Here is a 21,002-nt window from a genome sequence, read left to right on the forward strand (position 1 = left end):
CGCCATGCCCACATCCGAAAACGCCGCCGCCCGCCCCGTGGTGCTGGTCACCGGCGCCTCCGCCGGGATCGGCGCCGCCACCGCCCGGCTTGCCGCGGGCGCCGGCTGGGACGTCGGCGTCAACTACCGCTCCGACCGGGCCGGGGCCGAGGCGGCGGCCGAGGCGGTGCGCGCCGCCGGCGGGCGCGCGCTGCTGCTGCAGGCCGACGTCGCCGACCCGGCGCAGGTCGCGGCGATGTTCGACCGCCTCGACGAGGGGCTCGGCCGGCTCGACGCGCTGGTCAACAACGCCGGCATCGTCGCCCCCGCGGCGCGGGTCGAGCAGATCACCGCCGAGCGGCTGTCGCAGCTGTTCGCGGTCAACGTCACCGGCAGCTTCCTGTGCGCGGCGCAGGCGGTGCGCCGGCTGTCGCGCGCACACGGCGGGCCGGGCGGCGCGATCGTCAACGTCTCGTCGGTGGCGGCGGTGCTGGGCGGGGCGAACCAGTATGTCGACTACGCCGCGACCAAGGGCGCGATCGACAGCTTCACCATCGGCCTCGCCGCCGAGCAGGCGGCGCACGGGCTGCGGGTGAACGCGGTCCGCCCCGGGGTGATCGAGACGCCGATCCACGCCAAGGGCGGCGCCCCCGACCGCGCCGCGCGGATGGCGCCGGACCTGCCGATGCGGCGCGCCGGCACCGCCGACGAGGTCGCCGAGGCGATCCTGTGGCTGCTTTCGGACAAGGCGTCCTACGTCACCGGCGAGATCCTCAAGGTCTCCGGCGGGCGCTGAACGGGCGCTGACCGGCCACTGACCGCGGGCCGCGGCCACCGGCACGAAACCACCGCCGTTCCGACCCCGCGGTGCCACAATTCGCCGCCACCCTCCGCAGCTGTCGCCGGGACCGACCGGCCCTCGGAGGATCCGACATGATGACCGCGCTGTTCGCTTTCGCCGCCACCGTCCTGCTGCTGCTGCACTTCATGCGCAACGGCGCGTTCCCGGCGGTCACGCTGGCCGGCGGCGGCCGCGCGGCCGCGCCCGAGTTGCTGGCCCCGGTGGTAGGGGTGGACAACCCGCGCATCGCCGCCGCGGCGCTGTTCCACGCCATGATCACGGTCGAGGGCGCCTCCACCGCGCACCAGCGCGGCCTGCTCACGCAGATGCAGGCCACCTTCGCCATCGACGCGGCCGAGGCGCGCGAGCTGGCGCTGCTGGGCGCCTGGGTGGCGAACCAGTACGCCTCGCCGCTGCAGGCGGTGCCGGCGCTGTCCGCCCGGCTCGGCCAGCTTGGCGGGCCGGCCCCCGCGGCGCAGCGGCGCATCGCCCTGGCCATCTTCGGCAACCGGCTGCCCGGCGCCGTCGCGGCGACGCTTCCCGGCGCCTGACGCGGCGACACCCGCCGCTGCCGTAGGAACATCGGCTCCACCGGGGCGTTGTCGCGCCAAGGCAACCGGAAAGGAGCCCTTCATGCCCGACATCACCGACACCAGCATCCTGATCATGACCACCCACGGCTTCGAGCAGTCCGAGCTGTTCACGCCGCTGGAAAGGCTGCGCGAGGCGGGCGCGACGGTCCACGTCGCCACCCCCGACGGCAAGCCGGCGAAGGGCTGGGACAAGGACGACTGGGGCAGGACCGTCGACGCCGACCTGAAGATCGAAGACGCCTCGCCCGAGGACTACGACGCGCTGGTGCTGCCCGGCGGGCAGATCAACCCCGACCTGCTGCGCGCCGACGAGACCGCCGTGGCGCTGGTCCGCGCCTTCACCGAGACCGGCCGCATCGTCGCCGCGGTGTGCCACGCGCCCTGGCTGCTGATCGAGGCCGGCGTCGCGAAAGGCCGCGAGATGACCTCCTACCATTCCATCAGGACCGACGTGATCAACGCCGGCGCGAACTGGGTGGACAAGGACGTCGCGATCTCGAACGGCATCATCACCAGCCGCAACCCCGGCGATCTCGAGGCGTTCACCGCCAAGATCATCGAGGAAGTCAAGGAAGGCCGCCACCCGCGCAAGGCCGCCTGACCGGCTTTCGCGGCGCCACGTCGCAGGATCCCGACCCGCCGGCGGTCCCGGCGGGTCATCATTCCGCCCCGGTTTTCGTGCTAGGCAACGCCCGCAACGGGAACCGGGACCGGCCACATGCACATCATCCTCGGGCTGCTCGCCATCGCCGGCGCCGCGCTGGTCTGGTACTACCGCGCCCGCCACGCCGCCGACATCGCCTCGGAACTGACCGACGCCGCCCGCGACGTGCGCCTCGCCGCCCGCCGCTTCGGCTTCCGCCGCCGCGCGACCCTTCACCCCGCCGACAGCATCGACGATGCACGGGTCGCCGCCAGCGGCATCCTCAACGCGCTGGCCAGGTCGCTCGGCCCGCTGACCGACTCGCGGCAGACGGCGATGGTGCTGCAGATGCAGTCGGTGTATCGACATCCCCGCCGCCGAGGCGCGCGAACTGGCCGCGCTCGGCGGCTGGATAGCCGACCAGTGCGGCACGCCGGGCCAGGCCGTCATCCGGCTGTCGCGCCGGCTGCACCGGCTGACCGGCGCCGCGACGCTGCCCGACATGGAGCGGATGACTCACCGCATCTTCGCCGAGAACGGCGCCCTGCCCGAGGACGTCGCCGCCGGGCTGCTGGACCTGCGGCGGATCCTGCACGGCTGACGCCCCCCGGCCCTTGCCGTTTGCGCGCCGCCGCTCTAAACCCGCCCCGACGCACCGAGACGGGGTTTCCATGAGCGAGCTGTCCTACACCGAACCCAAGCCGAAGACGATCGCCGGCGCCCGCGAGGACTGGGAGCTGGTCATCGGCATGGAGGTGCACGCCCAGGTCAAGTCGACGGCGAAACTGTTCTCCGGCGCCTCGACCACCTTCGGCGCCGAGCCGAACACCAACGTCGCGCTGGTCGACGCCGCGATGCCCGGCATGCTGCCGGTGATCAACGAGTTCTGCGTCGAGCAGGCGGTCCGCACCGGGCTGGGCCTGAAGGCCGGGATCAACCTGTTCAGCCAGTTCGACCGCAAGAACTATTTCTATCCCGACCTGCCGCAGGGCTACCAGATCAGCCAGCTCTACCACCCCATCGTCGGCGAGGGCGAGGTGATCGTCGACATGGAACCCGGCGTCGCCCGCCGGGTCCGGATCGAGCGTATCCACCTGGAACAGGACGCCGGCAAGTCGATCCACGACATGGACCCGACCATGTCCTTCGTCGACCTCAACCGCACCGGCGTCGCACTGATGGAGATCGTCTCGCGCCCCGACATCCGCGGCCCCGAAGAGGCCGCCGAATACGTCCGCAAGCTGCGCCAGATCCTGCGCTATCTCGATACCTGCGACGGCAACATGCAGGAAGGCTCGCTGCGCGCCGACGTCAACGTCTCGGTCTGCCGCCCCGGCGCCTACGAGACGTACCGCGAGACCGGCGATTTCGGCCATCTGGGCACCCGCTGCGAAATCAAGAACATGAACTCGATGCGCTTCATCCAGCAGGCGATCGACTTTGAAGCCCGCCGCCAGATCGCGATCCTCGAGGACGGCGGCAAGATCGACCAGGAAACCCGCCTCTACGACCCGACCAGGGGCGAGACCCGCTCGATGCGCTCCAAGGAAGAGGCGCACGACTACCGCTATTTCCCCGACCCCGACCTGCTGCCGCTGACCATCCAGCAGTCCTGGGTCGACCGGATCAGGGCCTCCCTGCCCGAGCTGCCGGACCAGAAGAAGGCCCGCTTCGTGCAGGACTACGGCATGACCGAATACGACGCGAGCGTGCTGACCGCCGAGACCGCCAACGCGACCTTCTTCGAGCAGGTCGCCACGGGCCGCGACGGCAAGACCGCCGCGAACTGGGTGATCAACGAGCTGTTCGGCCGCCTGAACAAGGAAGGCCACGGCATCGCCGACAGCCCGGTCAGCGCCGCGCAGCTGGGCACGATCATCGACCTGATCGCCAGGGGCGACATCTCGGGCAAGATCGCCAAGGACCTGTTCGAGATCCTCTGGACCGAAGGCGGCAATCCTGCGCAGATCGTCGAGGACCGCGGCATGAAACAGGTCACCGACACCGGCGCCATCGAGGCCGCGGTCGACGACGTGCTGGCCGCCAATCCCGACAAGGCCGCGCAGGCCAGGGAGAAGCCGTCGATGGCCGGCTGGTTCGTCGGCCAGGTGATGAAGGCCACCGGCGGCAAGGCCAACCCCAAGGCGGTGAACGAGATCATCCGCGCCAAGCTGGGGATCTGAGCAACTGGTGAGGCAATTCACTAGAAATTGCGACACGCATCCAAGTCCAGTTCAATTGGCCAGCCGCCGCCGAGTGTGGAGCCTGATGCTCCTCGCTCGGACTTGATCCTTTTTATTTGGTTTGAAATATACTCACCATTGCCCTCTTGGCACATGACCTTTACGTCAACACTCGGATAGATTATCAACGAAAACCAATGATCTAGAGGAAGAAGATATTTTAGCTTCGATTTTTCTTGATCACTTAATCCTTTATAGTATTCAAATTCCTTCTTGTTACGGTGATCGGACGGATCTTTTATATACCCCTTATCAATCAACTCATTAAATAGTATAATTCGCCATTCAGATTCAGAATAAAAATCATAGTTTAACATTTTAATATTACTGTTCATTGGCTTGAAATAATTCAGAAGTGATTTTTCCGTTATATCTGCAAGGCAGGCACTGAGAAATTTGTCATTTGTTGCACTGGCATCGAATCCGAAATAGATCATTGGCCGGCCAAATCTATTAAATAAAAACGGTCTCTTCACACCTATGCCTAGACGACCGTATCGTGCAGCATGGCGCCTGGCCTCAGACAGCTTCAACTCCGTGAAGCAGCATTGCGGTGAGGGAGGGATTGTAACTTTCTTTGATCCCACGAAATACGTACGCGCATCCTCTTCAGTCATCCAAAGTCCATAGGTCAGTATATCTTTCAATCGTTTAACATACTTCGCGCACTCAGATTGACTTGTAATTGACTTGTGATCACGGTCGCACCAATTATGATCACCATAACTATCAATATCCCGCCCGGTCCAATGGACTAGAAAATCTGAGTGGGCAGCTCGATCAAAACTGTAATGCGAATTACTCATTGAAGCCCCCATATACGCAGCTTACAATGTTACTCAATAATATCATAAATCGTTAACGTAAATCATGAACAACACACCAGACACGCAGCGCACCGGCGTCGCCCTCATCGGCGCTGGCATGATCGGCAAGACCCATGTCGCGGCGCTGTCGGACCTGCGCGACCGGGTGCGGCTCGATGCGGTGATCACGCGCCACCCCGAACGGGCGGAACACCTTGCCGAGCACTATGCCGGCCCGCCGCCCCGGTTCTGCTCGGACCTCGGAACCGTGACCGGCAATGCGGACGTGCAGGTGGCGATCGTCGCGACGCCGCCCAGCGTGCGGATCGGGCTGATCGAGGAACTCGCCGGCGCGGGCAAGCACATCCTGCTGGAAAAGCCCGTGGCCCGCACCACCGCCGAGGCCGAGCGGGTCGTCGAGATCTGTGCGCGCGCCGGCGTCACCCTCGGCGTGCTGTTCCAGCACCGGGTGCGCCCGGCGTCGAAGGCGGCGGTGCGGCACTTTGCCGGCGGCCGGCTGGGCAGGCTCGGCCATGTCGAGATCGCCGCGCCCCTGTGGCGCGACCAGGCCTATTACGACGAGCCTGGACGCGGCACCTATGCGCGCGACGGCGGCGGCGTTCTGATCACCCAGGCGATCCACACCATCGACCTCGCGCTCAGCCTGACCGGCCCCGTCGCCAGCGTGCAGGCGATGACCGCGACCACCCCGCTGCACCGGATGGAGGCCGAGGATCTGGCCGTCGCCGGGCTGCGCTTCGCCTCGGGCGCGGTCGGCTCGCTGGTGGTCAGCACCGCGACCTTTCCGCACCGCGAGGAAGCGGTCACGCTGCATTGCGAACATGCATCCCTGCGTCTGGGCCGCAATTCCCTGCAACTGTCCTGGCGCGACGGGCGCTTCGAGGCCGACGCCGCCACCGGTGAAGACGCGGACGATTCCGGCGCGCTGGTCGCGCAGCACGCGTGGCACCGGGGCGTGATCGAGGATTTCATCGCTGCCGTCCGCGCCGGGCGTGCGCCGATCGTGCCGGGACGCGAGGCGCTGGCCGCGCACCGGCTGATCGAGGCGATCGAGACCTCGTCGAGGACCGGCCGGCCGGTCGACGTCGCGCACTGAGGCGCGTTAACACTGTTTTCACATTCATTTCATCAGCCAGTTCAATGACTTGATGGGGTTTTCACGGTGAAATCCGCCGGATTTCGGGGATTGCCGCCGATCGCGCCATGCCCCCTTCCCCCGGACCCGGCGGATACTATAGTGTCCGCCGGCACGCCCAACCGGAGGCCCCGATGCAGCACTTCGAATACAAGGTCGTCGCCGCCCCGCGCCGCGCCAAGCGCGCCAAGGGCGCGAAGACCCCCGCCGAGCGCTTCGCCTTCATGCTGAGCGAGGTGATGAACGCCGAGGCCCGCGACGGCTGGGAATACCTGCGCGCCGACACCCTGCCCGCCGAAGAGAAGAAGGGCATGCTGTCGAACCCGACCGAGGTCTACCAGACCGTGCTGGTGTTCCGCCGGCCGGTGTCCTCGGTGGTCTCCGAGCCCGCTGTCGCACGCCGCAACGCCGCCCGCGCCGTCGAGGCCGAAGCGCCCACCGAGGACGAGGTCGAGGACACCCCGCGCCCCAACCCGAAGGAACCGAAGGAGCCGAAGGAGCCGCGCTTCTCGCGCACCGGCCGCGCCGCCACCGAGCCGCCGCTCAGCGCCATGCGCCTGACCCCGGGCGAGCGCGAGGACTGAGCCGTCTCAGCCGTCCTCGACCTGCAACGACAGCGCGTGCACCGGTCCGGCCAGTTCCTCGGCCAGCACCTTGTGCACCGCCCGCTGGCGCTGCACCCGGCCCAGGCCGTTGAACGCCGGCGCGGCGATCACCACCTTGAAGTGCGTGCCGCCGCCCTCGCGCCAGCCGCCGTGGCCGCGGTGCGCCTCGCTGTCGTCGATGACCTCGAGCCGCGCGGGCCGGAACGCCTCGCGCAGCTTTTTCTCAATGATTTCCGCGGTATTCATTTCCGCTCCGGCTGTGTGGACATGCGCCCTTGGCGCGGGCTCCAGAACCTTTAAACTCTCGGCTCCGACTCGGGAAGGAGGAAACAGGATGGCTCCCAGGACAGGCAAGTCGCCCTTCGATTTCGACATCTCGGTGAGCGCCGACAAGCGCCGCCGACAGCGCGCGCGCGGGATGACCGGCGCCGTCGAGTCGTCGTCGAAGACCTGCGAGCATCCCGCCTGCGACAGCCCGGGCAAGTACCGCGCGCCGAAGTCGCCGGACAATCTGGAGGAGTTCCACTGGTTCTGCCTGGCGCATGTGCGCGAGTACAATCTGAAATGGAACTTCTTCGAGAATCATTCCGAGGCCGAGCTGGAGCGCCAGTTCGCCGCCGACAAGGTGTGGGAACGCCCGACCAAGCCGTTCAAGAACGGCCCCGAGGGCCATCCCGAGGGCCGCGCCTGGCAGCGCTTCGGCTTCGACGATCCGTTCGAGGTGCTGGGCGACAAGGGCACCCAGAATGGCGCCGCGCAGCACGCCGAGGCCCGCCCGCAGCGCCGGCTGCCGCCGGCCGAACGCAAGGCGCTGACGATCCTCGAGGTGTCGGACACCGCGACCAAGTCCGAGCTGCGCGCCGCCTACAAGGCGCTGGTCAAGGTGCTGCACCCGGACATGAACGGCGGCAAGCGCGACGACGAGGATCGCCTGGCCGAGGTCGTCTGGGCCTGGGATCAGGTCAAGGACAGCCGCAGCTTCACCGACTGAGCTTCACCGACTGAGCTTCACCGACTGAGCTTCACCGGCCGGGGGTCGCCGGCCGGTTGCGCGGCCGCGGCGTCAGCCGATCCAGGTGACGCCGGGCCCGTCGAGGATCGCGCGGACGCGGTCGATGCCGGTCTCGCCCTCGGCCACGCGGGCGTCCAGCGCCTGCTCCAGCGCCATCACCTGCCGGACCCGCTCCAGCACGCCGTCGATGCGCGCGAACGGCACGACGACGACGCCGTCCTCGTCGGCGACGATGATGTCACCGGTCTCGACGTGGAGGCCGCCGGCGAGGACCGGCAGGCCGATCGCGCCCGGCCCGCTGGTCACCGGCGAGTTCGGGGTCAGCCCGGTGCAGAACAGCGGCAGGCCGGCGGCCTGGATCCCGGCCAGATCCCGCGCCGGGCCGTCGGTGACGATGCCCGCCGCGCCGGCGTTGCGCGCCATGCCGCAGATCCGGTCGCCCAGCGCCGCGCAGCCCTGCCAGCCGGCGACGGCGTTGACGATCACGTCGCCGGGCTGCGCCTGGCTCGGCGCGGCCAGCAGCGCCATCACGTCGCCGGGCCGGTTGTCGCAGGTCAGCGCGGGCCCGTGCAGCCGGCTTGGCAGGCCCGGCACGGGCTTGATGGCCATGTCCATCGCGCCGCGGCCGTCCATCGCGTCGACGACGAATCCGGTGGGCAGGTCGGCGAAGGCGGCGATCTGTGCAGCCGTCGGGCGGCGGCGCGCGGCGGGGCGGACGATGGTCAGCAGGGACGGTTCTTCTATCATGATCACTCCGGCGGTCGTGGAGCGGCCAGAAGCGCCCGTAGGGCGCCTGCTGTCAACCCGCCCGCCTTGCAACCACGGGCGATTTCGTCCAAAGAACGGCGGTGTCACCCGGCAGGCCGGGCGACGCCCGCGGGCGTCGAGGCGCAGGCAGGAAGGATGATGATGAGCATGGCTGACGGTGGAATCGAGCTGCCCGGCGAACCGACGCGCGACGTGAGCGTGCGCGAGACCTTCGGCATCGACATGCCGATGACCATCAAGGGCTTTTCCGAGCGGTCCGAGCGGGTGCCGGACGTCGACAGCGCCTATGTGTTCGACCGCGACACCACGCTGGCGATCCTGGCCGGCTTCGCCCACAACCGCCGCGTCATGATCCAGGGCTATCACGGCACCGGCAAGTCGACGCACATAGAGCAGGTCGCGGCCCGGCTGAACTGGCCCTGCGTGCGCGTCAACCTTGACAGCCACATCAGCCGCATCGACCTGATCGGCAAGGACGCGATCAAGCTGCGCGACGGCATGCAGGTGACCGAGTTCCAGGAAGGCATCCTGCCCTGGGCGCTGCGCAACCCGGTGGCGATCGTGTTCGACGAGTACGACGCCGGCCGCCCGGACGTGATGTTCGTGATCCAGCGCGTGCTCGAGGTCGACGGCAAGCTGACCCTGCTGGACCAGAACAAGGTGATCCACCCGCACCCCTATTTCCGGCTGTTCTCCACCGCGAACACGGTCGGACTGGGCGACACCACGGGCCTCTATCACGGCACCCAGCAGATCAACCAGGGCCAGATGGACCGCTGGTCGCTGGTGGCGACGCTGAACTACCTGGCCCACGACACCGAATCCGAGATCGTGATCTCGAAGAACCCGGCCTTCGCCACCGACGAGGGCCGCAAGGTGATCAGCCGCATGGTCACCGTCGCGGATCTCAGCCGCACCGCGTTCATGAACGGCGATCTGTCGACGGTGATGAGCCCGCGCACGGTGATCGCCTGGGCCGAGAATACGCAGATCTTCGGCGACGTCGGCTTCGCCTTCCGCCTGACGTTCCTGAACAAGTGCGACGAACTGGAGCGCGAGACCGTGGCCGAGTTCTACCAGCGCTGCTTCGACGAGGAGCTGCCGGAAAGCGCCGCCAGCGTCAGCCTGGGCTGAGCGCGATGGGCCGGCGTTCGAGCCGCGACTTCGGGCAGGTCGACTGGGAGCACTATGTTATCGCACGCGAATTTCCGGGCGTGTTTTCGGCCACAGAGTTCCGCGCGGAGTATCAGCGGCGGTTTCCGGACCGGCCCGACGGCTCCATGCTGGTCTCGGACTATGCGGTGAACAGTCCGCAGGCCAGCCGCAACGTGCCGCGGTTCCTGACACGGGTCGACCGCGGCAACTATCGCTTCATCGGCTTGGGCGGCGACGCATAGGCCGCGCCGCCGGGCCCCGGGCCGGCACGATCACCGGATCAGCACCCGCCCCTCGGCCATCGCCTGGCGCCAGGCGCGCCAGCGGGTGTGGGTGTCTGTCACCCCCATCACCCGGGCGATCAGGAACGCCCCGCTGCGGGTCACCGGACGGTGCACGGTGCGGGCCCCGGCACGGCTGGCGCGGAACCGCTCCAGCGCCATGCCGATCATCACCCGGCGGTAGTCTTCCAGCCTTTGCAGGTAGCTGGCCGACAGCGCGTGGCGGACCTAGCCGGGCCGCGCGCCGTCCAGGACCGCCAGCGCGTCGGCGCAGTCGTCGGCCAGCCGGATCCGGAAGGTCAGGTATTCTCGGGTGAACCGGTCGTTGTAGGCGACGTTGCTGAAATAGGCGCAGGTGCGGTCGAATTCCGCCGCGGCGGGGACCGCCGGCGTCGCGGTCGCCAGCAGTAGCGCGGCCAGAAATGCCTTGAGCGTCATGTGCCTTTCCCTTTGCCTGGAAACTACATACTGTACGCGGAAATCGTCATAAAAATGTCACCGGGCGCACGGTGCGGAGGCCGCGGGAATTGTCCCTTGCCAAAGCCGGCCGCATGCCCAATTTACGAAGCCATGGCATCCAGCAGCAAACCCTCCCGCGGTCACAACTCGGCGCCCTACGGCAAGGCCCAGGACAACCCCGCGGATCCGTTCAAGAAGGCGCTGGCCGAAGCCACCAAGGCCTTGGCCAACGACCCCGAGCTGTCCGTCAGCTATTCGGTCGACCCGCCGGGGCTGACCGCCGACACCGCGCGCCTGCCGCAGGTGACCCGCCGGATGAGCCGGGACGAGGTGATGCTGGCCCGCGGCACCGCCGACGCCTTCGCGCTGCGCCGCCGGTTCCACAACGACGCCACCCACAGCCGCTATGCCCCGCAGGGGGCCGACGCCGCGGCACTGTACGAGGCGATGGAGACCGCCCGCTGCGAGGCGGTGGGCGCGCGCGCCATGCCCGGCACCGCCGGCAACATCGACGCCAAGATCGCCGACGAGTGCCGGCGCAAGGGCTATTCCCAGGCGAAGGCGGCCGAGGACGCGCCGCTGGCCGAGGCGGCGGGCTTCCTGGTGCGCCAGCTGGCCACCGGGCGGCCGCTGCCGAAGGGCGCCGAGACGGTGCTGGAGCTGTGGCGCGAGCGGCTCGACAACCAGGCCGGCGCGACCCTGGCGAACCTGGGCGATGTGCTGGACGACCAGCGCGCGTTCTCGCGCCTGTCGCGGCAGGTGATCCGCGATCTCGGCTACGGCGACCAGCTGGGCGAGGACCCGGACCTGGAGGACGAGAGCGAGGACGGCGACGAGGGCCAGGACGAGCAGACCGCCCAGCAGGAGCCCGACCAGGGCGGCGAGGACGAGGACAAGCCCGACGACGCCGACGCCCGCGAGCAGGAGCAGGACACCGACCAGGTCGACACCCAGACCGCGCATGTCAGCACCGACGATCTGGACGCGGGCGAGGACGTCGAGGACATGGACGCCGACGACGGCGAGCCGCCGCAGGATCAGCTGCAGCCGCCGGTGTCCGAGGCCGACCCCTACTACAGGGTCTACATCACCCAGTACGACGAGGAGATCGCCGCCGAAGATCTGGCCGACCCGGCCGAGCTGGAACGGCTGCGAGCCTATCTCGACCAGCAGCTGGAGCCGCTGAAGGGCGCCGTCAGCCGGCTGGCGAACCGGCTGCAGCGGCGGCTGCAGGCGCAGCAGAACCGCAGCTGGGAGTTCGACCTCGAGGAGGGGATCCTCGATGCCGGCCGCCTGGCGCGGGTGGTGGCCAACCCGACCACGCCGCTCAGCTTCAAGCAGGAAGCCGACACCGAGTTCCGCGACACGGTGGTGACGCTGCTGCTGGACAACTCGGGCTCGATGCGCGGGCGGCCGATCAGCATTGCCGCGATCTGCGCCGACGTGCTGGCCCGCACGCTGGAGCGCTGCCAGGTGAAGTGCGAGATCCTGGGCTTCACCACCCGCGCCTGGAAGGGCGGACAAAGCCGCGAGCACTGGCTGGCGCAGGGCCGCCCGCCCCTGCCCGGCCGGCTGAACGACCTGCGCCACATCGTCTACAAGCGCGCCGACGCCCCCTGGCGGCGGGCGCGGCCGAACCTGGGCCTGATGATGAAGGAAGGCCTGCTGAAGGAGAACATCGACGGCGAGGCGCTGGAATGGGCGCACCGCCGGATGCTGGGCCGGCCCGAGGCGCGGCGGATCATGATGGTGATCTCGGACGGCGCGCCGGTGGACGATTCCACGCTGTCCGTGAACCCGGCGAACTTCCTCGAAAAGCACCTGCGCGACGTGATCGCGATGATCGAGAAACGCCGCGCGGTCGAGCTGATCGCCATCGGCATCGGCCACGACGTGACCCGCTACTACCAGCGCGCGGTGACGATCACCGATGTCGAGCAGCTGGCCGGCGCGATGACCGAACAGCTGGCCGCGCTGTTCGAGCGCGACGGCGGCAAGCGGCCCGGCAGGGCCGCCTGATGTTCCAGGACTTCGCGATCCCTTCGGATCCGGCGCTGGGACCACCCCGGATCGCCGCGCTGCGCGGCGCCATGAAGAAAGCCGGTGTCGACGGATTTCTGGTGCCCCGCGCCGACGCCCACCAGGGCGAGTTCGTCGCCGCGCGCGACGCGCGGCTGGGCTGGCTGACCGGCTTCACCGGCTCGGCGGGGCTGGCGGTGGTGCTGGCCGACGCCGCCGCGCTGTTCGTGGACGGGCGCTATACGCTGCAGGCCGCGGCCCAGGTCGACACCGGCGTGCTGACGCTGAAATCGGTTCCCGCGGACAAGCCCGCCGACTGGGCCCGCGGGCACCTGCGCCAGGGCCAGACGGTGGCTTACGATCCGTGGCTGCACACTGCCAGGGACATCGCCGACTGGGCCGAGGTACTGGATCCTGCGCGGATCGCGCTGCGCCCGGTCGACAACCTTGTCGACGCGATCTGGGACGACCAGCCGCCGCCGCCGGCGGGGCGGGCCGAGGTGCAGCCGCTGGAATTCTCCGGACGCGGCCACGGCGACAAACGCAGCGAGGTTGCCGGGACGCTGCGCACCGAAGGCGTGAAGGCGGCGGTGCTGACCCTGCCGGATTCGATCGCCTGGCTGCTGAACATCCGCGGCAGCGACGTGGCGCGCATCCCGGTGATGCACGGCTTCGCGATCCTGCACGCCGATGGCCGCGTGTCGCTGTTCGCGGATCCGGCCAAGCTGGACGAGACGGTGCGCCGCCACCTCGGCGCCGAGGTCGAGATCGCCGCGCCGGAGGAGTTCGGCGCCGCGCTCGATGCGCTGCCCGGCCCGGTGGGGGTCGACCGGGCCTCGGCCCCGGCCTGGGTGTCGGACCGGCTGGCGGCGGCGGGAACCGAGGTGCGCTGGATGCGCGATCCCTGCGTGCTGCCCAAGGCCTGCAAGACCGGCGCCGAGCTGGCCGGAAGCCGCGCCGCGCATCTGCGCGACGGCGCGGCGATGGTCGAGTTCCTGTGCTGGCTGGACGGCGCGGTCGCCGGCGGCACGCTGACCGAGATCGATGTCGTGCAGGAACTGGAAGCACGCCGCCGCGCCACCAACGCGCTGCGCGACCTCAGCTTCGACACGATCTGCGGCGCCGGGCCGCACGGCGCCATCGTGCACTACCGCGTCACCGACGGGACCAACCGCCCAATCGCGCCGGGGGATGTCCTACTGGTCGATTCCGGCGGCCAGTACGCCGACGGGACCACCGACATCACCCGCACCGTCGCCACCGGCGCGGTCGATCCCGATGCGCGCCGCGCCTTCACCCTGGTGCTGAAGGGCATGATCGCGATGTCCCGCGCACGCTGGCCCGAGGGGCTGGCGGGGCGCGATCTGGACGCGCTGGCCCGCATCGCGCTGTGGCGCGCGGGAATGGACTACGACCACGGCACCGGCCACGGCGTCGGCGCCTATCTGGGCGTGCACGAGGGACCGGCCGGGCTGTCGCGGCGCAGCACCGAGCCGCTGAAGCCCGGCATGATCCTGTCGAACGAGCCCGGCTACTACCGCGAGGGCGCCTTCGGCATAAGGATCGAGAACCTGCTGGCGGTCACCGAGCCGCGCGTGCCCGACGGCGGCGAGCGCCCGATGCTGGGATTCGAGACGCTGACCTACGTACCCATTGACCTTCGGCTGATTGACGGCCAACTTCTGAGCGGAGAGGAGCGGGACTGGCTCGACTCCTATCACCGCACCGTACGGGATCGGCTGGCCCCGCTGGTATCGGACAAGACACGCGACTGGCTGTCGGACGCGACGCGCGCGCTCTGACCGGAGTGGGTATTCACGGCCGACGCGGGCGATGCCTCCGGCACGGCGGTGGCGGCGTTAATCTGTGACGATCCGGTCACGGCGATCATCCGTGACGACCCCGTCACGCCTACACTCCGTGACGATCCCGTCACGCCAACTCTCCGTGACGATCCCGTCACGCCTACACTCCGTGACGATCCCGTCACGCCAACTCTCCGTGACGATCCCGTCACACGGGCGCGGTACAACTTGTTTTGAGAGGACTGCTCATGATGACCAAGACCATCACGATTCGGCCGGCGACGGGGCATTGGGTCATACGGGCCGGTGGCGCCGTCATCGGGGAAAGCCTCAATGCGCTGGAGTTGATCGAGGACGACAGCCCGCCGATCATCTACTTCCCGCGCGAGGACGTCGAGATGGCTTTTCTGGACAAGACCGACAGCGCCGCCGACTGCCCGCAGCGCGGCGCGGCCACCTTCTATTCGATCATTGCGAAAAGCGGCGCGATCCCCGACGCCGCGTGGTCCTACGAGGCGCCGGCCGGCGACACCGCGCCGATCGCCGGCCATGTTGCCTTCCATGTTCGTGACGGGATCACCGTCGAGCAGCTCTGACGCGCACAAGCCCGCCCCCGGCGCGGGTCAGGAGTGCTCTTCGCGGGCGATCGCGCAGAGCGCCCGGTTGTAGGCCTTCAGCGCGTCGATGTGGCTGACCACCCCCAGCAGGTCGGGGGTGCCGTCCTCCTGCGGCCGGCCGATCGGCAGATAGCCGGCGCGGCTGCGCTCCAGCATCGGCAGGGCGCTTTCCAGCGTGTCCTCGGGGGTCAGCCACACGCCCTGCTCCAGCAGGTCCTGGATCTGCGTCATCGATCCGGGGCCGCCCTCGCCCAGCGGCGTCATCAGCCGGCCCAGCCGGATCGTCGCCGGCAGGTAATCCTGCGGACCGGCGGCGAGGCGGCGGCCGTGGCGCTCGATCACGGTCAGGAAATAGCTGTGCGCCACCAGGCGCGTCGACAGCGCCGAAGACAGCGACACCGCCACCATCACCGCCAGCCCAGCCTGCCAGTCGCCGGTCATCTCGAAGATGATCAGCGTGGTTGAGATCGGCGCGCCCAGCACCGAGGCCGCGACCGCCCCGGTGCCGGCCAGCGCGTAGAGCGACACCGTCCCCGAGATCGCCGGGAAGATCGAGGTGGCGACATAGCCGAAGCCGAGGCCGGTCAGCGCGCCCAGCATCAGCGAGGGCGAGAACACGCCGCCGCCCATGCGCCCGGCCACGGTGATCGACACCGCCACCACCTTGACGGCGGCGAACAGCAGCACCTGGCGCAGGTCCAGCCCGCCGGTCAGCGCGCGCGAGGTGGTCTCGTAACCGACGCCGATGATGTGCGGGAAGAACACCGCGATGCCGCCCAGCAGCGCCCCGGCGATCGCCGGACGCGCCCAGCCGGGCACGCGCAGCTGGTGCGACACCGCGTCGCCCAGATCCTCGGCCACCACCAGCGACCAGATCATCAGCGCGCCGACCAGACCGCAGATCAGCCCCAGGATCATGAACGCCGGCAGCTCCTGGTAGAAATTCAGCACATGCACCGGCAGCATGAACTCGGTCACGTCGCCGACGAACAGCCGCGCCACCACCGCGCCTGCGACCGAAGCGATGACGATCGGCGCGAAGGCATGGACCGCGAAATGCCGCAGCACCACCTCGAGCGCGAACAGCGCGCCGGCGATCGGCGCGTTGAACGAGGCCGAGACCGCCGCCGCCACCGCGCAGCCCATCAGGTCGCGCCCGGTCAGCCCGTCGGCGCGGATCACCTTGGAGACCCAGGTGGCGATGGTGGCGCCGAAATGCACAACCGGCCCCTCGCGCCCGGTGGAGCCGCCGGTGGACAGCGTCACCAGCGCCGCCAGCGCCGAGGCGACGCCGTAACGGGTGTCGACCCGGCCGTCGCGCAGCGCGGCGCCCTCGATCACATGCGCCACCGTGTGCGCCCGCCCGTCCGGCGTCAACGCGTTGAGGATGATGCCGACGACCAGCCCGCCGAAGATCGGGATCGCCACCAGCCAGCCCCAGTGCAGCGTCGCCAGGTGGCTGGCCAGTTCGACATCGGTGGCGCCGTAGATCCGTTCCTGCAGCGTCTCGATGCCCAGCCGGAAGCCGACCGCGCCGAAGCCGGCGGCGACGCCGATCAGCAGCGCCACGACCCAGAACTGCACCGCCCCCAGGCCGTGCAGCCGAACCGCCGTCAGCGCCAGCGAACTGCGCCGGACGCCGCGGTGGAACTGCCGTTTCAGCAGATCGCCGACCTCGGACATGGCTCAGCCCCCCCGCCGCAGCCCGAGCGGCCGGGCGAATTGCGCCGGCCGCGGCACATCGGCGTGCGCCCGGCGCATCCGCGCCAGCCGCGCCAGCGCCGCGTCGGGCCAGGGGGCCGGGCGCCGGGTGCTCAGGTCGACATTCATCAGGATCTGCTCGCAGGTTGCCGCGACGGTTGCGTCGGGTTTGCGCATCTCGAGCATCAGATGCAAGCGTTTCGCGTCGCAATCGATCAGCAGCCCGGCGAAATCGAACCGCTCGCCCAAGCGCAGCTCGGCCAGATAGTGGAACGAGGCCTGCAGCGCGTAGAGGCCCTGCCGCTCGGCGCGGGCGCGGCCCTCGCCCAGGCCAAGCTCGCGCGCGAGGATCCGCTCCACCGCCCGGTCGAAGGCGTGGCCGTACCACGCCACGTTCATGTGGCCGTTGTAGTCGAGCCAGCCCGACGCGACGGTGCCGCCCTCGATCCTCAGCGGCGCCGCGTAGGGACCGTCGTGTCCGCCCTGCATGGTCCGGCTTTTCCTTTCTTCTGCCACCGATTAGGTTGTGCGCGACTGAGGCCCGGGGAGGAACGATCATGTCCATTGAAGCTGCGGTGACCGAGCTGCGCAAGGCGCTGGGCGAGCGTTTTGCCACCAGCGGTGCAATGTTGCAGGTGCACGGGCAGAACGAGGCGCATTTCCCCGAGACGCTGCCCGATGGTGTCGCGTTCCCCGAAACCACCGAGGAGGTCGCCCGGATCGTCAGGACATGCGCGGCGCACGGCTGCCCGATCGTGCCCTGGGGCACCGGCACCTCGCTCGAGGGCAACGCCCTGCCCTTCGACGGCGGGATCACCCTGGACCTGAGCCGCATGGACAAGGTTCTGGCGGTGCATGCCGAGGACATGGACGCGGTGGTGCAGCCGGGCGTGACCCGCGAGGCGCTGAACACCGAACTGCGCGCCACCGGCCTGTTCTTCCCGGTCGATCCCGGCGCCAACGCCTCGCTCGGGGGCATGGCGGCGACCCGCGCGTCGGGGACCACGGCAGTGCGCTACGGCACCATGCGCGAGAACGTACTGGCGCTGGAGGTGGTGCTGGCCGACGGCCGGATCATCCGCACCGGCAGCCGCGCGCGCAAGTCGTCCTCGGGCTACGATCTGACCCGGCTGATGATCGGCTCGGAAGGCACGCTGGGGATCATCACCGAGCTGACGCTGCGCCTGCAGGGCCAGCCCGAGGCGGTCTCGGCCGCGATCTGCCGTTTCGACGACATCCGCGGCGCGGTCGACACGGTGATCCAGACGATCCAGATGAGCGTGCCGATCGCGCGGATGGAGTTCGTCGACGCGATGACCGCGCGCGGCTTCAACCTGCATGCCGACGCCGGTCTGCCCGAGGCGCCGCACCTGTTCCTGGAGTTCCACGGCTCGGAAAGCGCAGTGGCCGAGCAGGCCGAGACGGTGGCCGGACTGGCGCACGAGAACGGCGGCGCGGACTTCCAGTGGTCGGTGCGCCCCGAGGAGCGCACGCGGCTGTGGAAGATGCGGCACGGGGTGCACTACGCGATGCTGGCGCTGCAACCCGGCTTCAAGCCGGTGGTCACCGACATCTGCGTGCCGATCTCGCGGCTGGCGGACGCGGTGGCCGAGACCCGGGCCGACATCGACGCCAGCCGGATCACCGGCGCCGTGGTCGGCCATGTCGGCGACGGCAACTTCCACACCAGCCTGCTGACCGAGCCGGGCAACGAGGACGACATGCGCACCGCGCTGGACCTGGCCAAGCGGATGAACGACCGCGCGCTGCGCATGGGCGGCACGATCACCGGCGAACACGGCGTCGGCCGGGGCAAGATCCGGTACATGGCCGCCGAGCATGGCGAGGCCTGGGACGTGATGGCGCAGATCAAGCGCACGCTGGACCCGCAGAACATCCTCAACCCCGGCAAGGTGGTGCAGATCGGCTAATGCCGGCGGAATCCTGCTAGCGGTCAAGCACCTGTGTCTTGCCACGACGCGCGGAACCGAAGACAACAAGCGTCGAGGCAAATCACAGGAGCAGTTTCATGCCACTTCTACGCAGGACCTTTCTTGCCGGTGCGGCGGCGAGCCTGGCCGCTCCGGCCATCGCCGGCACCACGCTCAGCCGCCGGGTGTCGGGGCTGGCCACCTATCGCTGGGAAGACCATTTCGACAACCGCGTAAAAGGGTGCATCCTCTGCGACACCAACGCGCGGGTGCTGTACTACTGGGCCGAGGACAATCCCGAACCCAAGATCTTCCCGACGTCCGTTCCGCTGACCGACGAGCTGACCCGCCGCGGCCGCACCGAGGTCACGCTGAAGCGCCCGGCCCCGGAATGGCGCCCGACGCCGGACATGCTGAAGCGGACCCCGGACCTGCCGCCCTACGTCGCGCCGGGTCCCGAGAACCCGCTGGGCACCAGGGCGCTGAACCTCAGCTGGCAATACTACCGGATCCACGGCACCAACGACGTGCGCAAGATCGGCCGCCGCTCGTCGAACGGCTGCATCGGGCTGTTCAACCCGCAGATCGAGTGGCTCTACGATCAGGCGCAGATCGGCACGCAGGTCGTGCTGATCTGAGCGCCGCCCGGACGCCGCAGTCGACACGCGCCGGCCCTCGGGCCGGCGCCTTGCGTTCCGGCGGCCGGGTTCAGGCGGCGATGCCGCCCAGCAGCGCCCGCGCCGCCGAGCGCGCCTCCTCCGAGATACGGTCTCCGGACAGCATCCGCGCAATCTCGTCGACCCGCGCGGCGCTGTCGAGCGGCCGCACGTCGGTGCGGGTGGTCTCGCCGGTCACGGCCTTCGACACCTGGAAGTGATGCCCGCCCAGCGCCGCGACCTGCGGCGAGTGGGTGACGACCAGCACCTGCGCGCCATCGGCCACCCGCGCCAGACGCCGGCCGACCGCATCGGCGGTCGCGCCGCCGACGCCGCGGTCGATCTCGTCGAAGATCATCGTCAGCCCGTCGACGCGGCGGGACAGGCAGACCTTCAGCGCCAGCAGGAAGCGTGACAGCTCGCCGCCCGAGGCGATCTTGCCCAGCGGCCCCGCCGGGGCGCCGGGGTTGGTTGCGACGGTGAAGGTCACCGCGTCCCGCCCCTCGGGGCCCGGCTCGGCCGGGGTGACGCGGGTCTCGAACACCGCGCGCTCCATCTTCAGCGGCGCCAGTTCCGCGGCCATCTGCGCGTCCAGCCGCGTCGCGGCCCCGGCGCGCGCGGCGCTCAGCGCACCGGCCGCGGCGTCATAGGCGGCCTGTGCCGCGGCCTCGGCCTTGCGCAGCTGGCCGATGTGCTCCTCGCCGCCATCGATCGCCGCGAGGCGCGCCGACAGGTCCTCGGCCAGCGCCGGCAGGTCGTCGGGCTGCACGTCGTGCTTGCGGGCCAGCCCGCGGATCGCGAACAGCCGCTCCTCTGTGCGCTCCAGCTCGTAGGGGTCGAACTCCAGCCGCTCCTGGAAGCTTTCGGTGGCGGCCTGCGCCTCGCCCAGCTCGGTCAGGGCGCGGCCCAGCGCGGCGATCGGCTCTTCCAGCGCGCCGCCGGCCCGGTCGGCGACGGATTCCAGCCAGCGGATCGCCTCGGCCAGCCGCGACTCGGCGCCGTCGGCGCCCATGATCTCGACCGCGCGGGCGACATCGTCGCGGATCCGGCTGGCGGTCTGCATCTGCCGACGGGCGGTATCGAGCGCCGCATCCTCGCCGGGCTCGGGCGCCAGATCGGTCAGTTCCGCGACCGCGTGGCGCAGGAACTCGGCGTCGCGGGCGGCTTCGGCCAGCGCGGCCTCGGCGGCCTCGCGCTCGGCGCGCGCGGCCGACAGCGCCCGCCAGGCCGCCCGCACCGCGGTGCGCCGGGCGTCCAGCTCGCCGAACGCATCAAGCAGCGCGCGGTGCTCGCGCGGGTCCAGGAGGCCGCGGTCGTCCTGCTGGCCGTGCAGTTCGACCAGAGTGGCGGACAGCGCCCGCAGCACATCGCCGGACACGCGGCGGTCGTTGACGAAGCCGCGCTTGCGCCCATCGGCCGAGTTGATCCTGCGCAGGATCAGCTGGTCGTCCGGTGCGATGCCGGCCTCGTCCAGCACCGCGTTGGCGGGATGGTCGGGCGCCAGGTCGAACACCGCAGCCACCTCGCCCTGCGCGGCGCCGTGGCGGACCAGCTCCGCCCGGCCGCGCCAGCCCAGCACGAAGCCCAGCGAGTCGAGCAGGATCGACTTGCCGGCTCCGGTTTCGCCGGTCAGAACGTTCAGGCCGGGCTGGAACGTCAGGTCCAGCGCCTCGATCAGCAACATGTCGCGGATCGACAGCTCGCGCAGCATGTCAGCGGCGCCCCATTTGCC

General features: G+C 69.6%; 22 protein-coding genes. 14 read left to right on the forward strand and 8 right to left on the reverse strand.

Features of this window, described 5'->3' with window-relative positions:
* Nucleotides 1–4: 4 nt before the first annotated feature.
* From GE300_RS13135 to gatB, 4 genes are all read left to right on the forward strand, one after another.
* A complete protein-coding gene (locus GE300_RS13135) occupies nt 5–775 on the forward strand; it encodes an SDR family oxidoreductase (protein WP_154447032.1) in 771 nt (256 codons plus the stop codon).
* Between the two features lie 137 nt (nt 776–912).
* The gene (locus GE300_RS13140; protein WP_233416993.1) at nt 913–1,371 is read left to right on the forward strand and encodes a hypothetical protein; all 459 of its coding nucleotides are present in this window, start codon (nt 913–915) and stop codon (nt 1,369–1,371) included.
* A gap of 82 nt (nt 1,372–1,453) precedes the next feature.
* On the forward strand, nt 1,454–2,014 hold the full coding sequence (locus GE300_RS13145) for a type 1 glutamine amidotransferase domain-containing protein (protein ID WP_154447034.1): 561 nt from the start codon (nt 1,454–1,456) through the stop codon (nt 2,012–2,014).
* Nucleotides 2,015–2,727: 713 nt separating this feature from the next.
* On the forward strand, nt 2,728–4,239 hold the full coding sequence (gatB, locus tag GE300_RS13150) for an Asp-tRNA(Asn)/Glu-tRNA(Gln) amidotransferase subunit GatB (RefSeq protein WP_154447035.1): 1,512 nt from the start codon (nt 2,728–2,730) through the stop codon (nt 4,237–4,239).
* 20 nt (nt 4,240–4,259) lie between these two features.
* Here the strand turns inward: gatB and GE300_RS13155 are convergent, their stop codons facing one another.
* Nucleotides 4,260–4,916: an abortive infection system antitoxin AbiGi family protein gene (locus tag GE300_RS13155; RefSeq protein WP_233416994.1), complete on the reverse strand. Its 657-nt coding sequence runs from the start codon at nt 4,914–4,916 to the stop codon at nt 4,260–4,262.
* A gap of 253 nt (nt 4,917–5,169) precedes the next feature.
* Between GE300_RS13155 and GE300_RS13160 the strand changes: the two genes are divergently transcribed.
* Together GE300_RS13160 and GE300_RS13165 are read left to right on the forward strand one after the other, a co-directional pair.
* Nucleotides 5,170–6,222 carry a Gfo/Idh/MocA family protein gene (locus tag GE300_RS13160; protein WP_154447037.1) on the forward strand — a complete coding sequence of 351 codons (1,053 nt, stop codon included), beginning with the start codon at nt 5,170–5,172 and terminating at the stop codon, nt 6,220–6,222.
* Between the two features lie 173 nt (nt 6,223–6,395).
* Nucleotides 6,396–6,845, forward strand: a complete 450-nt coding sequence (locus GE300_RS13165) for a hypothetical protein (protein WP_154447038.1) — start codon at nt 6,396–6,398, stop codon at nt 6,843–6,845.
* A gap of 6 nt (nt 6,846–6,851) precedes the next feature.
* Here GE300_RS13165 and GE300_RS13170 read toward each other — a convergent pair whose 3' ends face one another.
* Nucleotides 6,852–7,112, reverse strand: coding sequence for a BolA family protein (locus GE300_RS13170; RefSeq protein WP_154447039.1), 261 nt, complete (start codon nt 7,110–7,112; stop codon nt 6,852–6,854).
* Between the two features lie 88 nt (nt 7,113–7,200).
* Between GE300_RS13170 and GE300_RS13175 the strand changes: the two genes are divergently transcribed.
* Nucleotides 7,201–7,857: a J domain-containing protein gene (locus tag GE300_RS13175; RefSeq protein WP_154447040.1), complete on the forward strand. Its 657-nt coding sequence runs from the start codon at nt 7,201–7,203 to the stop codon at nt 7,855–7,857.
* Nucleotides 7,858–7,929: 72 nt separating this feature from the next.
* On the opposite strand, the gene GE300_RS13180 is transcribed toward GE300_RS13175, so the two are convergent.
* Nucleotides 7,930–8,625, reverse strand: coding sequence for an RraA family protein (locus tag GE300_RS13180; protein WP_154447041.1), 696 nt, complete (start codon nt 8,623–8,625; stop codon nt 7,930–7,932).
* 168 nt (nt 8,626–8,793) lie between these two features.
* On the opposite strand from GE300_RS13180, the gene cobS reads away from it, so the two are divergent.
* Together cobS and GE300_RS13190 are read left to right on the forward strand one after the other, a co-directional pair.
* Nucleotides 8,794–9,780 carry a cobaltochelatase subunit CobS gene (cobS, locus tag GE300_RS13185; RefSeq protein WP_154447042.1) on the forward strand — a complete coding sequence of 329 codons (987 nt, stop codon included), beginning with the start codon at nt 8,794–8,796 and terminating at the stop codon, nt 9,778–9,780.
* A 5-nt stretch (nt 9,781–9,785) separates the two neighbouring features.
* Nucleotides 9,786–10,043 (forward strand): hypothetical protein, encoded by a 258-nt coding sequence (locus GE300_RS13190; protein ID WP_154447043.1) that lies wholly within the window; start codon nt 9,786–9,788, stop codon nt 10,041–10,043.
* Nucleotides 10,044–10,073: 30 nt separating this feature from the next.
* Here GE300_RS13190 and GE300_RS13195 read toward each other — a convergent pair whose 3' ends face one another.
* The gene (locus tag GE300_RS13195) at nt 10,074–10,256 is read right to left on the reverse strand and encodes a hypothetical protein (protein WP_154447044.1); all 183 of its coding nucleotides are present in this window, start codon (nt 10,254–10,256) and stop codon (nt 10,074–10,076) included.
* A 54-nt stretch (nt 10,257–10,310) separates the two neighbouring features.
* A complete protein-coding gene (locus GE300_RS13200) occupies nt 10,311–10,520 on the reverse strand; it encodes a hypothetical protein (protein WP_154447045.1) in 210 nt (69 codons plus the stop codon).
* Nucleotides 10,521–10,652: 132 nt separating this feature from the next.
* Between GE300_RS13200 and cobT the strand changes: the two genes are divergently transcribed.
* From cobT to GE300_RS13215, 3 genes are all read left to right on the forward strand, one after another.
* Entirely contained in the window at nt 10,653–12,560 is a 1,908-nt protein-coding gene (gene cobT, locus GE300_RS13205) for a cobaltochelatase subunit CobT (protein ID WP_154447046.1), read from the forward strand.
* Nucleotides 12,560–14,362, forward strand: coding sequence for an aminopeptidase P family protein (locus GE300_RS13210; RefSeq protein ID WP_154447047.1), 1,803 nt, complete (start codon nt 12,560–12,562; stop codon nt 14,360–14,362). Before cobT ends, GE300_RS13210 begins: the two co-directional genes overlap by 1 nt.
* Nucleotides 14,363–14,616: 254 nt before the next feature.
* Nucleotides 14,617–14,961 carry a DUF427 domain-containing protein gene (locus tag GE300_RS13215; protein ID WP_154447048.1) on the forward strand — a complete coding sequence of 115 codons (345 nt, stop codon included), beginning with the start codon at nt 14,617–14,619 and terminating at the stop codon, nt 14,959–14,961.
* Nucleotides 14,962–14,988: 27 nt separating this feature from the next.
* Here the strand turns inward: GE300_RS13215 and GE300_RS13220 are convergent, their stop codons facing one another.
* Nucleotides 14,989–16,665 carry a chloride channel protein gene (locus tag GE300_RS13220; RefSeq protein WP_154447049.1) on the reverse strand — a complete coding sequence of 559 codons (1,677 nt, stop codon included), beginning with the start codon at nt 16,663–16,665 and terminating at the stop codon, nt 14,989–14,991.
* A 3-nt stretch (nt 16,666–16,668) separates the two neighbouring features.
* Nucleotides 16,669–17,172, reverse strand: coding sequence for a thioesterase family protein (locus tag GE300_RS13225; protein ID WP_154447050.1), 504 nt, complete (start codon nt 17,170–17,172; stop codon nt 16,669–16,671).
* Between the two features lie 68 nt (nt 17,173–17,240).
* Here GE300_RS13225 and GE300_RS13230 point away from each other — a divergent pair, with 68 nt between their 5' ends.
* Together GE300_RS13230 and GE300_RS13235 are read left to right on the forward strand one after the other, a co-directional pair.
* Nucleotides 17,241–18,614 (forward strand): FAD-binding oxidoreductase, encoded by a 1,374-nt coding sequence (locus tag GE300_RS13230; protein ID WP_154447051.1) that lies wholly within the window; start codon nt 17,241–17,243, stop codon nt 18,612–18,614.
* Nucleotides 18,615–18,712: 98 nt separating this feature from the next.
* Nucleotides 18,713–19,252 carry a L,D-transpeptidase gene (locus GE300_RS13235; protein WP_154447052.1) on the forward strand — a complete coding sequence of 180 codons (540 nt, stop codon included), beginning with the start codon at nt 18,713–18,715 and terminating at the stop codon, nt 19,250–19,252.
* A 70-nt stretch (nt 19,253–19,322) separates the two neighbouring features.
* Here the strand turns inward: GE300_RS13235 and recN are convergent, their stop codons facing one another.
* A complete protein-coding gene (gene recN, locus GE300_RS13240) occupies nt 19,323–20,981 on the reverse strand; it encodes a DNA repair protein RecN (protein ID WP_154447053.1) in 1,659 nt (552 codons plus the stop codon).
* Between the last annotated feature and the right edge of the window lie 21 nt (nt 20,982–21,002).

The organism is Halovulum marinum (genome assembly GCF_009697225.1).
GTDB lineage: Bacteria > Pseudomonadota > Alphaproteobacteria > Rhodobacterales > Rhodobacteraceae > Halovulum > Halovulum marinum.